This window comes from Pseudomonas kermanshahensis (assembly GCF_014269205.2).
Taxonomy (GTDB): Bacteria; Pseudomonadota; Gammaproteobacteria; order Pseudomonadales; family Pseudomonadaceae; genus Aquipseudomonas; species Aquipseudomonas kermanshahensis.
In genome coordinates this window covers 5,210,780-5,225,284 of record NZ_JABWRY020000001.1, presented here as the reverse complement: position 1 = coordinate 5,225,284, position 14,505 = coordinate 5,210,780, and the positions used below count along the sequence as shown (strand labels likewise).

The window sequence follows — 14,505 nt, the reverse complement described above, 5'->3', positions numbered from 1 at the left end:
GAAAATAATGCGGTAGCACCATGGATGGTGTCTTTGATTCATCGGGGGAAAGGATGTTGTATGAAAAAAACTGGGCGCGCGCCTGGTTAGGATTGGGTCTGGTCTGGTTCTTGGCGGCGATTGCGCTGGCGCCCAGCAATAAGCTGTACCAGCAAGGGCTGGTGCTGTTCTTGTGGTTGCCGACGTTGCTGTTGGCGTGGTCTGCCCGGCAGGTGCTGGCTGAGGCTTGGCGGCGCCAGCCGGCCTTGTGGGCGAGCGTGCTGCTGTTGCTGGCCTGGAGCGGGATCAGTTTGGCCTGGTCGCCGTCCGAGGACCCCGGGCGCGAAATCAAGCGGCTGATTTATATCCTGGTGTTTCTGATGGCATTCCCGCTGTTGGCGCAGCGTGGTCAGCGGCGAATTCGCCATTTGCTGGCGTTTGGCAGCGGCTTGCTGGGCCTCGCCGCGCTGATCTCGATCATCAACTTCTATGGTGTGCAGGGCAACCCGCTGCCGGTAAGGCTGGGGGGGATCGGCGAGATTTCGCACCCGATCCTGGGCGCTTATGTGATTGGCGCTGCCGCGCTGCTGCTGCTTTACCAACCGCCGCGTCATCGCGGCCTGCAGTTGGCCTGGCTGGTGGCGCTGGCCTGCCTGGGGGCCTTCGCGGTGCTTAGCCAGAGCCGTGGCGCGGTGCTGGCCCTGGTCATCACCGTGGTGCTAGCGCCGCTGTGGTTCCGCGACCGCCACAGCCGGCTGTTCGCCATCCTCGCCATGATCGCCACCGCTGCGGCCTTCTACACCCTGTTCAGCCTGATCGCCGAGCGCGGCTCATCGTACCGCCCGGAGATTTTCCATGCGGTGCTGAACATGATCGCCGCCCACCCTTGGACTGGGCTGGGGCTGGGCGCGGCGTACGATGTGAACGCCGTTGGCCTGCACTTCGACCATACCCACAACATGTTCACCCACGTTGCCGTGGAAATGGGCCTGCCCGGCATGCTGCTGTGGGTGGCCGTGTGGCTGTACACCCTGGCTGAAATTGTCCGGGCACGTGGCACGCTGTTCGGCAAGATCCTGCTGTGCTTCTGGGTTTACTCGACCCTGGCCATGCAGTTCGATGCCGCCAGCCTCACCGGTACGCCGCGTGCAGAATGGTTCATCAGCTGGCTGCCGGTCGGCCTGGCCATGATGTTGCCTTGGGGGCGTGCCGAAAATGACGCCTGTGGTAAAATTTCCGGTTCAACCTGAACAGCGAGCTCGATGATGGCCGAAACACCGCGAACCGCGGAGCATACCTCCAGCCTGAAGATCTACTTCCGGCTGCTGAGCTACGTGAAACCCTATGCCGGCATTTTCCTGCTGAGCATCGTCGGTTTCGTGATCTTCGCCTCGACCCAGCCGATGCTGGCCGGGATCCTCAAGTATTTCGTCGATGGCCTGAGCAATCCGCAAGCGGTGTTGTTCCCTACCGTGCCTTACCTGCGCGACCTGCAACTGCTGCAGGCGGTGCCGCTGCTGATCATCCTGATCGCGGCCTGGCAGGGGTTGGGCTCGTTTCTGGGCAACTACTTCCTGGCCAAGGTTTCCCTGTGCCTAGTGCATGACCTGCGTGTCGAGTTGTTCAACAAGTTGCTGGTGTTGCCCAACCGCTACTTCGACAACCACAACTCGGGGCACCTGATCTCGCGCATCACCTTCAACGTGACCATGGTCACCGGCGCTGCGACCGACGCGATCAAGGTCGTGATCCGCGAAGGCCTGACGGTGGTCTTCCTGTTCGCCTACCTGCTGTGGATGAACTGGCACCTGACCTTGGTGATGGTTGCCATCCTGCCGGTGATTGCGGTGATGGTCAGCGTTGCCAGCAAGAAATTCCGTAAGCAGAGCAAGAAGATCCAGGTGGCCATGGGCGACGTGACCCACGTTGCGTCCGAGACCATCCAGGGCTATCGCGTGGTGCGCAGCTTCGGCGGCGAGGCTTACGAACAGCAGCGTTTTGGCCGCGCGAGCCAAAGCAATACCGACAAGCAACTGCGCATGACCAAGACCGGCTCGCTGTACACGCCGATGCTGCAGTTGGTGATCTACACCGCCATGGCGGCCTTGATGTTCCTAGTGCTGTACCTCCGTGGTGACTCGACCGCCGGTGACCTGGTGGCCTACATCACCGCGGCTGGCCTGCTGCCGAAACCGATCCGCCAGCTGTCCGAAGTCAGCTCGACCATCCAGAAGGGCCTCGCCGGCGCAGAAAGCATCTTCGAACAGCTCGACGAAGAGCCCGAGGTAGACACGGGCACCCTTGAGAAGGCGCAGGTAGAAGGCCGTCTGGAAGTGCGTAACCTCAGCTTCACCTACCCCGGCACCGACCGTGAGGTGCTGAGCGATATCAGCTTTGTTGCTGAACCGGGGCAGATGATTGCCTTGGTAGGCCGCTCCGGCAGCGGCAAGTCGACCCTGGCGGCGTTGATTCCGCGCTTCTATCACCACGACAAAGGGCAGATTCTGCTCGATGGCGAGGAGATCGAGAACTATCGCCTGCGTAATTTGCGTCGCCATGTGTCCCAGGTCACTCAGCACGTCACCTTGTTCAACGACACGGTGGCCAACAACATCGCCTACGGCGACCTGGCCGGTGCACCGCGCGAGGACATCGAGGCGGCGGCTGCCGACGCCTATGCCAAGGAGTTCGTCGACAAGCTGCCGAAGGGCTTCGATACCGAGGTTGGCGAGAACGGCGTGTTGCTGTCCGGCGGCCAGCGCCAGCGCCTGGCGATTGCACGTGCATTGCTCAAGGACGCGCCACTGCTGATCCTCGACGAGGCGACCTCGGCGCTGGATACCGAGTCCGAGCGGCATATCCAGGCCGCACTGGATCACGTGATGGAAGGGCGGACCACCTTGGTCATCGCCCACCGCCTGTCGACCATCGAGAAGGCCGACCTGATTCTGGTGATGGACCAGGGCCGCTTAGTAGAGCGCGGTACCCATGCCGAGCTGCTTGAGGCGAATGGCCATTATGCCCGCCTGCATGCGATGGGCCTGGATGAGCCGGCCAAGGCCGATATCACCTGAACCTCTTTGATCGGGGCCTCGCCGGCCCCGATTGTCACCGGAATTTTCAAGGGCCCGATCTGGCCATAAAGCCGTCGCTTGCCCTGTGCTAATATCCTGCCCCTGTTCATTATTTTCATATGGGTTGCCCATGAAGTTGTCCATGCCGCGTTTCGATCAAGCCCCGGTACTGGTGGTCGGCGATGTCATGCTCGACCGCTACTGGCATGGCGGTACTTCGCGTATCTCGCCTGAAGCGCCAGTCCCGGTGGTCAAGGTCGATCAGATCGAGGATCGCCCCGGCGGCGCGGCCAACGTTGCCTTGAACATCGCCGCCCTGGGCGCGCCGGCGTCGCTGATCGGTGTTACCGGCCAGGACGAGGCCGCCGACAGCCTGGCCAACAGCCTGCAAGCTGCAGGCGTGCGCTCGGTGTTCCAACGCATCGCGCACCAGCCGACCATCGTCAAGTTGCGGGTCATGAGCCGCCACCAGCAACTGCTGCGTATCGACTTCGAAGAACCGTTCGCCACCGACCCGCTGTCGTTGGGCGCGGAGGTCGACAGCCTGCTCGATGGCGTCAAGGTGCTGGTGTTGTCCGACTACGGCAAAGGTGCGTTGAAAAACCACCAGAGCCTGATCCAGGCTGCACGCGCCAAGGGCATTCCGGTGTTGGCCGACCCCAAGGGCAAGGATTTTTCCATCTACCGCGGTGCCAGCCTGATTACCCCGAACCTCAGCGAGTTCGAAGCCATCGTTGGCCGTTGCGCCGATGAGGCGGAGCTGGTCGCCAAGGGCCTGCAGCTGCTGCTGGACCTCGACCTGGGCGCCTTGCTGGTCACCCGTGGCGAGCATGGCATGACCCTGCTGCGTACCGGCCAACCCGCATTGCACTTGCCGGCCCGGGCGCGTGAAGTGTTCGATGTGACCGGTGCCGGCGATACCGTGATCTCTACCCTGGCGGCAGCCATCGCGGCCGGTGAAGAACTGCCACACGCGGTTGCCTTGGCCAATCTGGCTGCGGGCATCGTGGTGGGCAAACTGGGCACGGCGGCAATCAGCGCGCCTGAGCTGCGCCGGGCGATCCAGCGCGAAGAAGGTTCCGAGCGCGGTGTGCTGGGCCTGGAGCAACTGCTGCTGGCGATTGATGATGCGCGTGCGCACAACGAGAAAATCGTCTTCACCAACGGCTGCTTCGATATTCTGCATGCCGGCCACGTCACCTACCTGGAGCAGGCGCGGGCCCAGGGCGATCGGCTGATCGTCGCGGTCAACGACGATGCGTCGGTCAGCCGCCTTAAAGGCCCAGGCCGCCCGATCAACAGCGTCGACCGCCGCATGGCGGTACTGGCGGGGCTAGGGGCGGTGGATTGGGTGATCAGCTTCCCGGAAGGTACGCCGGAAAACCTGCTGAGCCAGGTGAAGCCGGATGTGCTGGTCAAAGGCGGCGACTATGGTATCGACCAGGTGGTCGGCGCCGACATCGTCAAGGCCTATGGCGGGACCGTGAAAGTGCTCGGGCTGGTTGAAAACAGCTCGACCACGGCGATTGTCGAGAAGATCCGCAAGCATTGATGTACCTGCGCACTGCGCGGTCCTTGTACCTGCACAATGCGCGGTCATTGTAGGAGCAGCCTTGTGCTGCGAAGAGGCCGGTGACAGCACCCTCAATCTATGGTGCTTTCACCGGCCTCTTCGCAGCACAAGGCTGCTCCTACAGGGCGCGCGCGTGAATTTATTTGTTCAGCGAGGTCCGCGCCCGCGCTAGCAGCGCCCGTGCCTTGTCGCCAAACCGCTGCAGGTGTGAAGCCCGCCCTGGCTTGGCCTCCACCAAGCCCTGCTGCTTCACCCAATCCCGCCAGCGAATCCGCTCATCGGTGACCACCCAGCCTTCTTGCCGGGCAAAGCTCTCTGCCAAGTAAAGCCCGCGCGTGCTCGCCGGCACCAGCTCGTCCTTTTTCAGCGTATAGAGCTCGGCCAACGGTCGGCCTTCTTCCAATGGCATCAGGTACAGGTCTGGGCGCTTGCGATTCAGCCGGGCCACCAATTGGTCACCTTCCAGGCGTTCGTCGACATGGAACAAGCTGAGCTTTTTGGCGTCCTTGGGCACCTGCAGGCGCATGTCATAGATCAGCTGCAACGAGGCAGTCGGCAGGTGCACGTAAGCCCGTGGTCGCTCCAGCAGCATCAGCTTGCCGCAATGCACCGGCCGTGCCGCGCCAGACTCCGGCGTCAGCACAAAAGGCAGCGCTTCGCGGTAGTGCAGTGCGGCGGCGTAGGGCGCCGGTAGCCAGGTATCGTTGAAGCGCCCGCCCAGCCAGCCTTCCGGCGTTTCCAGCAAACACTCCTCGGCCACTTCCTGGACGGCGGTGTGCAGCGGCAAGTTGAGCTCTTGAGCGGGGACGTAGCCTGAAATCAGCTTCAGCACCACGTCGCCACGGTCCTGGCGCCGCTGGCGCACCAGTACCCAGTAATCACGGTTTTGCCAATGCAGGGTCAGGCGTACCGAAACGCCCAGGTTGGCCAGCTCGGCCACGAAACGCTGAGTGTCGGGCAATTGGATGGCCCTGCGCCGCTGTTGGGTCTGGGCGAAGTTCAGCGGCATGCCGATGCTCTGGTAGACCAGGCCTTCGGCAGTTGCCTCGACATGCAGCGGCAGTGTCTTGAAGTTGCTCGGGTTTTTGCGGATCAGCGTACGCGGCACGAGGTTCCTCCTCCTGTCGGACGCCCGCGAGGGCGGCTCAATGCTGGCCCAGAATTCGGGCTACGGTGGCCACGTTATGGGCCAGGTGCAACGGATTGATGGTGCCGACGATAGCACTGCTGACCCCCGGGTGGGAGAACAGCAGCTCGAAACTGGCCTGCACCGGGTCAACCCCAGGCGCCAGGCAGATGTGCCCGCTGGCCAAGGCTTTTTTAACCAGAATCGCCTTGCCGTGCTCGGCAGCGTAGTCCAGCACTGGGCGTTCTGCCTGCTCGTTCAGGTTGTAGGTGACCATTGCGCAGTCGCCCTGTTCCAGGGCTTTGAGGCCGCCAGCGACGGTCTTGCCGGACAGCCCGTAGCCGAGGATCTTGCCTTCCTGCTTGAGGGCGGCCAGTGTCTGGTAGACCTCTTGCTGTTCGAGGATGGCCAAGTCATTGCCGTCGGAATGCACCAACACCAGTTCGATGTGGTCGGTTTCCAGCAGGCGCAGGCTGCGTTCGACCGAGCGGCGGGTATGGGCGGCGCTGAAGTCGAAGTGGGAGAGCCCGTTGTCGAATTCTTCGCCGACCTTGCTGACGATCACCCACTCATCACGCTGGCCGCGCAGCAGCGGGCCAAGGCGCTCTTCGCTGCGGCCATAGGCCGGGGCGGTGTCGATCAGGTTGATACCCAGTTCGCGCGCCTGGGCCAGCAGCATGCGGGCCTCGTCATCGCCGGGGATGGTGAAACCGGTCGGGTACTTCACGCCTTGGTCGCGGCCCAACTTGACCGTGCCCAGGCCCAGGGGCGAAACGGTGAGGCCGGTGCTGCCCAGGGGGCGATGGAAGTCGTGCAGGGTCGGCAGGCTCATGGCAGCAATTGCTCCCAAGCAGGTACGCCCAGCGCAGGGCGTGGCAGGCCAGAGAGATCGGCTTGGGCATTGGGGCGTATGCCGTCGCGCTCAAGCTTGGCGATTACCCGGTCACTGAAGTCCGGGGCCAGCGCCAACTTGGTCGGCCAGCCCACCAGCAGGCGTTGCTGGTCGGCAATAAACGCGTTGTCCGGGCGTACCAGGCCCGACTGTGCCGGTTCGGCACGGTCGACGCGCAGGGTGGCCCAGCGAATCTGGCTTTGGTCGACCCACGGCAGCAGGTTGCCGATTTCCTTTTGCGCTGCGGCAATCTGCGCGGCAGGCTCACGCGCCACGCCATCGGCCTCGGCCAGGTCGCCGCCGAGGTACCAGACCCACTGGCCATCCGCCGCCGGGTGGGTGGTGATGGTGACCCGTGGCTTGGGCCCACCGCCCAGGCAGTGTGCATACAGTGGCTTGAGGTTCGGCCCCTTGGCCATGACCATGTGCAACGGGCGACGTTGCATGGCCGGCTGGCTCAGGCCCAAGGCGTGCAGCACGTCTTCGGTGCCAGCGCCGGCGCTGAGCACGATACGTTGCGCACGGATTTCACGGTCGTCCACGCGCAGGCCAACCAGCTCGTCGCCATCACGCAGGGGTTCGATACGTTCGCCGGCGAGCAGGCTGTCGCCGGCCAGCTCGGCCAGGTTGGCCAGCAGGCTGGGCACGTCGATGACCAGCTCGGCCAGGCGATAGACCTTGCCCTTGAAGTCGCGGTCCTGCAGCGCAGGTGGCAGTTGCTCACCCTTGACCTGATCGACGCGGCCGCGTACGGCCTTGCTGGCAAAGAAGCTGGTGAGGTTACCGGCCAATGTGCCGGGGGACCAGAGGTAGTGCGCGTCGGACAGCAGGCGGGTCTTGCCCAGCGGCAGCTCACCGTCGCCCGCCAAGGCCTCGCGCCAGCGTCGCGGCATGTCGGCGATCGCTTCCGAGGCGCCGGTCAGGGCGCCGTGCAGGGCGTACTTGGTGCCGCCGTGGATGATGCCCTGGGACTTGATGGTCTGCTCGCCACCCAGGCTGGCGCGTTCCACCAGCACGGTCGAATAGCCCTGGCGGCGCAACCGGGCATTGAGCCAGAGGCCTGCGACCCCGGCGCCGACGATCAGCACGTCAGTGGAAATGGCGGTTGGCATGGCGGTACCTCGAAGACTGGGACAGCTGGCAAGTATACAGGCTATACCTGAGACGGCCCTATCGCCGGCAAGCCGGCTCCCACAGGTACGGCGTTGAGTCAGAGGCCAATGCTACCCCTGTGGGAGCCGGCTTGCCGGCGATGAGGCCAATTCAGGTTGCATCAATGCCCGGCAGTTTTCGAAAACAGCTGAATCACAACCACCCCGCCAACGATCATCGCCATGCCCAGCATTGCGGGCACATCCAGCTTCTGCCCATAGATCACCAGCGCTGCCACACTGATCAGCACAATCCCCAGCCCCGACCAGATGGCATAAGCGATACCCACCGGAATGCTGCGCACCACCAGGGTCAGCATCCAGAAGGCAATGCCATAACCGACCACCATCAACAGCAATGGCAACGGCGTGCTCAGGCCCTTCACTGCTTTCATGGAGGCAGTGGCGATGACTTCGGCGCAGATGGCAATAGCGAGGTAGGTGTAGGCGTTCATGGCAATTCTCCGGTGACTGGTCGGGCATTCTAGACGCCACCTGGATGCGGTAAAGTCATTACCTATCACCATGGGAGATAGGTTGATGGCGGAACACTGGAACCTCGACCAACTGCGGACCTTCGTCCGCGTCGTCGAGCTGCGCTCGTTCTCCGCCGTTGCCCGTGAGCAGCGCAAAGCGCAGTCGGCAATCAGCACTGCAATCGCCATGCTTGAAGCCGACCTGGGCGTGACCCTGTTCGACCGCAGCAGCGGCCGCCAGCCTAAGTTGACCGAAAACGGTACCGCGCTGTTGGAGGACGCCCGCGAGCTGCTGCGCCAATGCGAGCGCCTCGACGGCCGTGCGCTGGCCCTGATGCGCGGGCAGGAAGCCCTGCTGCGTGTCGCCCAGGACGAGGCCATGCCCTATCAACCGGTGATCGACAGCCTCGATGAACTGGCCAGCCGTTACCCGTACCTGGAAGTGCAACTGGCCAGCGGCGCCCAGGGCGATGTGGCGCGCAAGCTGGTGGAGCGGCGTGCCGACCTTGGCCTGTTCTTTCATCACGAAAGCATGCCGGCATCGCTGGAGCGTCGTGCCTTGGGCAGTGTGGAAATGGTCACGGTGTGCGCAGTCGGCCATCCACTGGCGCAGCAGGCCAAGGTCAACCGCCAGCAGTTGGCGCGCCATCGCCAGCTATTGATCGCCCCGCAACAGAGTGGCTACCCCGGCGGCGAGGCGATCAGCCCGCAGATCTGGCGTGCCGACAGCTTCTACGCCATGGCCGAGCTGCTGATGCGTGGCCTGGGCTGGGCGTGGTTGCCCCGGCACGTGGTGCAGTACCCCACTTACCAGGCGCACATGGTCGAGCTCGCCAGCGAGTGGCGGCCACCGGCACTGGTCGTAGAACTGGCTTGGCGCCGTGACGAGCCATTGGGGCCTGCCGCGCAATGGCTGGCCGAGCGCTTTGCGGTGCACCTGCGCGCGATCGGGTAAACTTCGCCGCCATGAACAGAACTCTTTATACCTTGCTGTTTCACCTGGGCCTGCCGCTGGTTGCGCTGCGCCTGTTCCTGCGGGCGCGCAAGGCACCGGCCTACGGCCAGCGCATCGGCGAGCGCTTTGCCTTCGGCCTGCCGCCCATGCGCCAGGGCGGCATTTGGGTGCATGCGGTGTCGGTGGGCGAAAGCATTGCCGCCGCGCCCATGGTGCGGGCGCTGCTGAAGGCCTACCCAGGCCTGCCGATCACGCTTACCTGCATGACCCCGACCGGGTCGGAGCGCATTCGTGCGATGTTCGCCGATGAACCGCGTGTGCAGCATTGCTACCTGCCCTACGATCTGCCGTGGGCGGCTGGGCGTTTTCTCGACCATGTGCAGCCGAAGCTGGGCATCATCATGGAAACCGAACTGTGGCCTAACCACATTCACCAGTGTGCCACGCGTGGCATCCCGGTGGCGCTGGCCAATGCGCGGTTGTCCGAACGCTCGGCCCGTGGATATGGGCGTTTTGCCACGTTGACCCGGCCGATGCTCGCCGAGATGAACCTGATCGCGGTACAGACCGAAACCGAAGCGCAGCGCTTTCGCGACCTGGGCGCGCGCCCTGAATGCGTGCAGGTGACCGGTTCGATCAAGTTCGACCTGAAGGTCGATGACCAGTTGCTGCCGCGCGCCAAGGCGCTGCGCGAGCAATGGGGCGCCAGCCAGCGCCCGGTATGGATTGCCGCCAGCACCCATGAAGGTGAAGACGCGCTGATCCTGCAGGCACATCAGAAGCTGCTGCAGGTGCACGGCGATGCGTTGCTGATCCTGGTACCACGCCACCCCGAGCGGTTCGATGCCGTGCATGCCCAGTGCAGCGAACAGTTCACCACCGTGCGCCGCTCTGCCGGCACCCCGGTCGATGACCAGGCCCGCGTGCTGCTTGGCGATACCATGGGCGAGTTGCTGTTCCTCTACGCCCTGGCCGACATCGCCTTCGTCGGCGGCAGCCTGGTCGCCACTGGCGGGCATAACCCGCTCGAGCCCGCAGCACTGGCATTGCCGGTGCTCATGGGGCCGCATGTGTTCAACTTCCTGGAGATCAGCGCGATGCTGAAGGACGCCGGGGCGTTGCAGCAGATCGAAGATGCCGACGGGCTGGCCGAGGCGGTGCGGCGGTTGATTGAGTTGCCGCAGGATCGCCAGCGCATGGGCGAGGCGGGCAGGGCGGTGATGCGGGCAAACCAGGGGGCACTGCAGCGCTTACTGGATGGGCTGGGCGCGCTTATTCGCTGACGCCTGCATTGGTTTTCCTGGCCCTATCGCTGGCAAGCCAGCTCCCACAGGGACTGCACATGGCTTGAGGCCAGTGAAGAGCCTGTGGGAGCTGGCTTGCCAGCGATAGGGCCATCAAAAACAACCCGGCCTGTGAAGTGTCCCCCTATCTCAGGGCCTGCGCTCGAAGTTCTTCGCCGCCGCCGCCGCCAGGTCCGGTGGCAGGAAGTCCTTGTCCGGGTTGTAGTCCGGCTTCAGGTAGCGCCCCAGGTCTTGCAGGTCTTGCGGGCTCAAGGTTCCCGCCGCCTGCTTCAGGCTCAGGTTGTCGAGAATGTAGTCATAGCGGCTGTTGTTGTAATCACGCACCGAGGTGTACAGCTGGCGCTGGGCGTCGAGCACGTCGACGATGTTGCGGGTACCGACCTGGTAGCCGATTTCGGTGGCTTCGAGCGCGCTCTGGTTGGAAATGATCGACTGTTTGCGTGCCTGCACCTGTTCCACATCGGTGTTCACCGCGCGGTGCAGGTTGCGGGTGTTTTCCACCACCTGGCGGCGCAGGCTTTCGCGCTGTTGCTCGCTCTGGCTCAGGCGCTGGTAAGCCTCGCGCACTTGCGAGCTGGTCAGGCCGCCACTGTAGATCGGGATGTTCAGTTGCAGGCCGATACTGGTCTGTTCCACATCACTGCCATAACGCACGTTTGGCTGCGCGGGCGAGTTGGTGAAGCCCAGGCTGTCGTTATCGCCTTTCTGGTATTTGGCGACCGCATCCACGGTTGGGGCATGGCCGGCCTTGCGCTGGCGCAGGGTTTCTTCGGCGGCATCGACGGCGTAGTTGGTCGCCAGCAGGTTGAGGTTCTGGCGGGCGGCGGTTTCTACCCAGGACTTGGCGTCATTGGGCGTAGGCACCTGGATCGGCAAGGTGTGGACCACACCCTGGATCGACGAGTACTCGCGGTTGGTCAACGTCACCAGCGCCTCGAAGGCATCCTGCACCTGGCGTTCGGCGATGATCCGGTTGGCCCGGGCCGTGTCGTAGCTGGCCTGGGACTGCAAGACGTCGGTCTTGTCGGAAAGGCCCACGTCGAAACGTTCGTTGGACTGGTCGAGCTGGCGCTTGAAGGCGGATTCCTCGGCCTTGGTCGCGGCCAGGTTGTCCTGGGCCCGGAGCACCGCAAAGTAGTTTTGCGCGGTCTGCAGAATCAGGTTCTGCTCAGTGGCAGACAATTCCAGCGCCGCCTGTTCGTTGACCGCCTCGGCCGCCTGCAACTGGAACCAGCGGTCGGCACGGAACACCGGCTGCGCCAGGGTGGCGCTCCAGGAGTTGCCGCTGCGGTTGGCGGTGAGGGACGGCTCGTCGAGCTTGGTGCGGGTGTTCATCATCTCGGCACCCGCCGACAGGTTCGGCAGCAGGCCGGCGCGGGCCTGTGGGACGACTTCGCGGCGGGCGCCATAATCGGCGCGGGCTGCCGCAAGATCGGCGTTGTTGTCGACCGCTTCCTGGTAGACGCTGACCAGGTCGGTTTTAACCGTCATGGGCATTTCTGCTGCCCAGGCCATTCCGTTGGACGCACAAGACACGGCTATCGCCAGTGAGAGTTTGCGCAGCATAGAGGCAATCCTTGTACGAAATATAATTACTGAACTGTTGAGTATCGAGCGATGCGCCAGTGTAGTGCCATGCGACCCCGGCAACAATCGCCCAGTGCGCCTTTCATCATCACCCGCATTTACCCGCTTGGCTTTGCCGACCACTCCAGTCTAGACTGCGCATGTTCTTGTCGGGGTGCCTTGAAGCAAAGGCTGAGATCGCAAAGTTGCGGATCCCGTTGAACCTGATCAGGTTAGCGCCTGCGTAGGGAACAAGATTGCTCGCCTTCCCGGGGAGCCTCTTGTGCCAGGTCCGGGAATGTCTCAGCTGCAAGCAGCTTACGGCACCCCCATGTATCCGGCACTGCACACCCGTAAAGGGGTGCGTCCGCGTCTTTCAGGTTCTCCCCGACATTCCATCCGCTAGGAAGCTGTCTGGAGAGCCCGTGATGAGCAAACAAGAAAAAACGATCAACCTCAGCGAATCGGCACAAGTCGATCAGCAGTCCGTGCAACCGTTCCCCCGTTCGCGCAAGGTCTATGTCGAAGGCTCCCGCCCGGACATCCGCGTGCCCATGCGTGAAATCAGCCTGCACGACACCCCTACCGATTTCGGCGGCGAGACCAACGCCCCGGTGCTGGTCTACGACACTTCCGGCCCCTACACCGACCCTAACGTCATCATCGACGTGCGCAAAGGCCTGGCCGACGTGCGTTCGGCCTGGATCGACGCGCGTGGCGACACCGAGCGCCTGGGCGGCTTGAGTTCCGACTTCGGCCAACAGCGCCTGAACGATGCAGAGCTGGCCAAGCTGCGCTTCAACCACGTGCGCAACCCGCGCCGCGCCAAGGCGGGCGTCAACGTCTCGCAGATGCACTATGCCCGCCAGGGCATCATCACCGCCGAGATGGAATACGTTGCCATCCGCGAGAACATGAAGCTGCAGGAAGCCCGCGCCGCCGGCCTGCTTGACCAGCAGCACGCGGGCCACAGCTTCGGCGCCAACATCCCGAAAGAAATCACCCCCGAGTTCGTCCGCGAAGAAATCGCCCGCGGCCGCGCGATCATCCCGGCCAACATCAACCACACCGAGTTGGAGCCGATGATCATCGGCCGCAACTTCCTGGTGAAGATCAACGGCAACATCGGCAACAGCGCCCTGGGCTCCTCGATCGAGGAAGAAGTGGCCAAGCTGACCTGGGGGATTCGCTGGGGTTCGGACACGGTCATGGACCTGTCCACCGGCAAGCACATTCATGAAACCCGCGAGTGGATCATCCGTAACTCGCCCGTGCCGATCGGTACCGTGCCGATCTACCAGGCCCTGGAAAAAGTCGGCGGTGTCGCTGAAGACCTGACCTGGGAGCTGTTCCGCGACACCCTGATCGAGCAGGCCGAGCAGGGCGTGGACTACTTCACCATCCACGCCGGTGTGCTGCTGCGCTATGTGCCGCTGACCGCCAAGCGCGTTACCGGCATCGTCAGCCGGGGCGGTTCGATCATGGCCAAGTGGTGCCTGGCGCATCACCAGGAAAATTTCCTGTACACCCACTTCGACGAAATCTGCGAAATCATGAAGGCCTACGACGTCAGCTTCTCGCTGGGCGACGGCCTGCGTCCGGGCTCGATTGCCGACGCCAACGATGCTGCGCAGTTCGGTGAGCTGGAAACCCTCGGCGAGCTGACCAAGATCGCCTGGAAGCACGACGTGCAGTGCATGATCGAAGGCCCGGGCCACGTGCCGATGCAGTTGATCAAGGAGAACATGGACAAGCAGCTCGAATGCTGCGACGAGGCGCCGTTCTACACCCTTGGCCCGCTGACCACCGACATTGCGCCGGGTTACGACCACATCACCTCCGGTATCGGCGCGGCGATGATCGGCTGGTTTGGGTGCGCCATGCTGTGCTACGTGACGCCCAAGGAACACCTGGGCCTGCCGAACAAGGATGACGTCAAGACCGGCATCATCACCTACAAGATCGCCGCCCATGCCGCCGACCTTGCCAAAGGCCACCCGGGCGCGCAGATTCGTGACAACGCCTTGTCCAAGGCGCGTTTCGAGTTCCGTTGGGAAGACCAGTTCAACCTTGGCCTCGACCCGGACACCGCCCGCGCGTACCACGACGAAACCCTGCCCAAGGAATCGGCCAAGGTCGCGCACTTCTGCTCGATGTGTGGGCCGAAGTTCTGCTCGATGAAAATCACCCAGGAAGTGCGTGAGTACGCCGCCAAGATCGAAGCCGTGGACGTGACGGTTGAAGAAGGCATGCGCGAGCAGGCCGAGCGGTTCCGCCAGGAAGGCAGCCAGTTGTACAAAAAAGTGTAAGGCAATCCGTCACCACCGTGGGAGCGGGCTTGCCCCGCGAAAGCGTCAGCTGGGCCAGCGCGATTGGTAGGCCAGACGCCTTCGCGGGGCAAGCCCGCTC

At 63.5% G+C, this 14,505-nt stretch carries 11 protein-coding genes and 1 riboswitch; of the genes, 6 read left to right on the top strand and 5 right to left on the bottom strand.

Translation table 11 applies throughout. The annotated features are described in order from the left end of the window. Nucleotides 1-53 precede the first annotated feature (53 nt). From HU764_RS23450 to hldE, 3 genes are all read left to right on the top strand, one after another. Nucleotides 54-1,229 (top strand): O-antigen ligase family protein, encoded by a 1,176-nt coding sequence (locus HU764_RS23450; protein WP_186677322.1) that lies wholly within the window; start codon nucleotides 54-56, stop codon nucleotides 1,227-1,229. Nucleotides 1,230-1,244: 15 nt separating this feature from the next. Then, nucleotides 1,245-3,053, top strand: a complete 1,809-nt coding sequence (gene msbA, locus HU764_RS23445; protein WP_186677324.1) for a lipid A export permease/ATP-binding protein MsbA — start codon at nucleotides 1,245-1,247, stop codon at nucleotides 3,051-3,053. A gap of 130 nt (nucleotides 3,054-3,183) precedes the next feature. Further along, complete coding sequence (gene hldE, locus HU764_RS23440; RefSeq protein ID WP_027592495.1) at nucleotides 3,184-4,605, top strand: bifunctional D-glycero-beta-D-manno-heptose-7-phosphate kinase/D-glycero-beta-D-manno-heptose 1-phosphate adenylyltransferase HldE; 1,422 nt, start codon at nucleotides 3,184-3,186, stop codon at nucleotides 4,603-4,605. A gap of 160 nt (nucleotides 4,606-4,765) precedes the next feature. Here the strand turns inward: hldE and HU764_RS23435 are convergent, their stop codons facing one another. From HU764_RS23435 to HU764_RS23420, 4 genes are all read right to left on the bottom strand, one after another. After that, on the bottom strand, nucleotides 4,766-5,734 hold the full coding sequence (locus HU764_RS23435) for a hypothetical protein (RefSeq protein WP_027592496.1): 969 nt from the start codon (nucleotides 5,732-5,734) through the stop codon (nucleotides 4,766-4,768). A 37-nt stretch (nucleotides 5,735-5,771) separates the two neighbouring features. Next, on the bottom strand, nucleotides 5,772-6,584 hold the full coding sequence (locus tag HU764_RS23430; protein ID WP_085272294.1) for an aldo/keto reductase: 813 nt from the start codon (nucleotides 6,582-6,584) through the stop codon (nucleotides 5,772-5,774). Continuing rightward, complete coding sequence (locus HU764_RS23425; RefSeq protein ID WP_186702407.1) at nucleotides 6,581-7,756, bottom strand: NAD(P)/FAD-dependent oxidoreductase; 1,176 nt, start codon at nucleotides 7,754-7,756, stop codon at nucleotides 6,581-6,583. The genes HU764_RS23430 and HU764_RS23425 overlap by 4 nt, the downstream gene beginning before the upstream one ends. A gap of 161 nt (nucleotides 7,757-7,917) precedes the next feature. Further along, nucleotides 7,918-8,250, bottom strand: a complete 333-nt coding sequence (locus HU764_RS23420; protein ID WP_008095055.1) for a DMT family transporter — start codon at nucleotides 8,248-8,250, stop codon at nucleotides 7,918-7,920. Between the two features lie 85 nt (nucleotides 8,251-8,335). Here HU764_RS23420 and HU764_RS23415 point away from each other — a divergent pair, with 85 nt between their 5' ends. Both HU764_RS23415 and waaA read left to right on the top strand, forming a co-directional pair. Then, nucleotides 8,336-9,226, top strand: a complete 891-nt coding sequence (locus tag HU764_RS23415) for a LysR family transcriptional regulator (protein ID WP_027592499.1) — start codon at nucleotides 8,336-8,338, stop codon at nucleotides 9,224-9,226. Between the two features lie 11 nt (nucleotides 9,227-9,237). Next, on the top strand, nucleotides 9,238-10,509 hold the full coding sequence (gene waaA / locus HU764_RS23410) for a lipid IV(A) 3-deoxy-D-manno-octulosonic acid transferase (protein WP_186677327.1): 1,272 nt from the start codon (nucleotides 9,238-9,240) through the stop codon (nucleotides 10,507-10,509). 150 nt (nucleotides 10,510-10,659) lie between these two features. Here the strand turns inward: waaA and HU764_RS23405 are convergent, their stop codons facing one another. Next, nucleotides 10,660-12,096 (bottom strand): TolC family outer membrane protein, encoded by a 1,437-nt coding sequence (locus HU764_RS23405; RefSeq protein WP_027592501.1) that lies wholly within the window; start codon nucleotides 12,094-12,096, stop codon nucleotides 10,660-10,662. Nucleotides 12,097-12,257: 161 nt separating this feature from the next. Continuing rightward, a riboswitch (TPP riboswitch) is annotated at nucleotides 12,258-12,364 on the top strand. 160 nt (nucleotides 12,365-12,524) lie between these two features. On the opposite strand from HU764_RS23405, the gene thiC reads away from it, so the two are divergent. After that, a complete protein-coding gene (gene thiC / locus HU764_RS23400) occupies nucleotides 12,525-14,405 on the top strand; it encodes a phosphomethylpyrimidine synthase ThiC (RefSeq protein WP_027592502.1) in 1,881 nt (626 codons plus the stop codon). The last annotated feature ends 100 nt before the right edge of the window (nucleotides 14,406-14,505 follow it).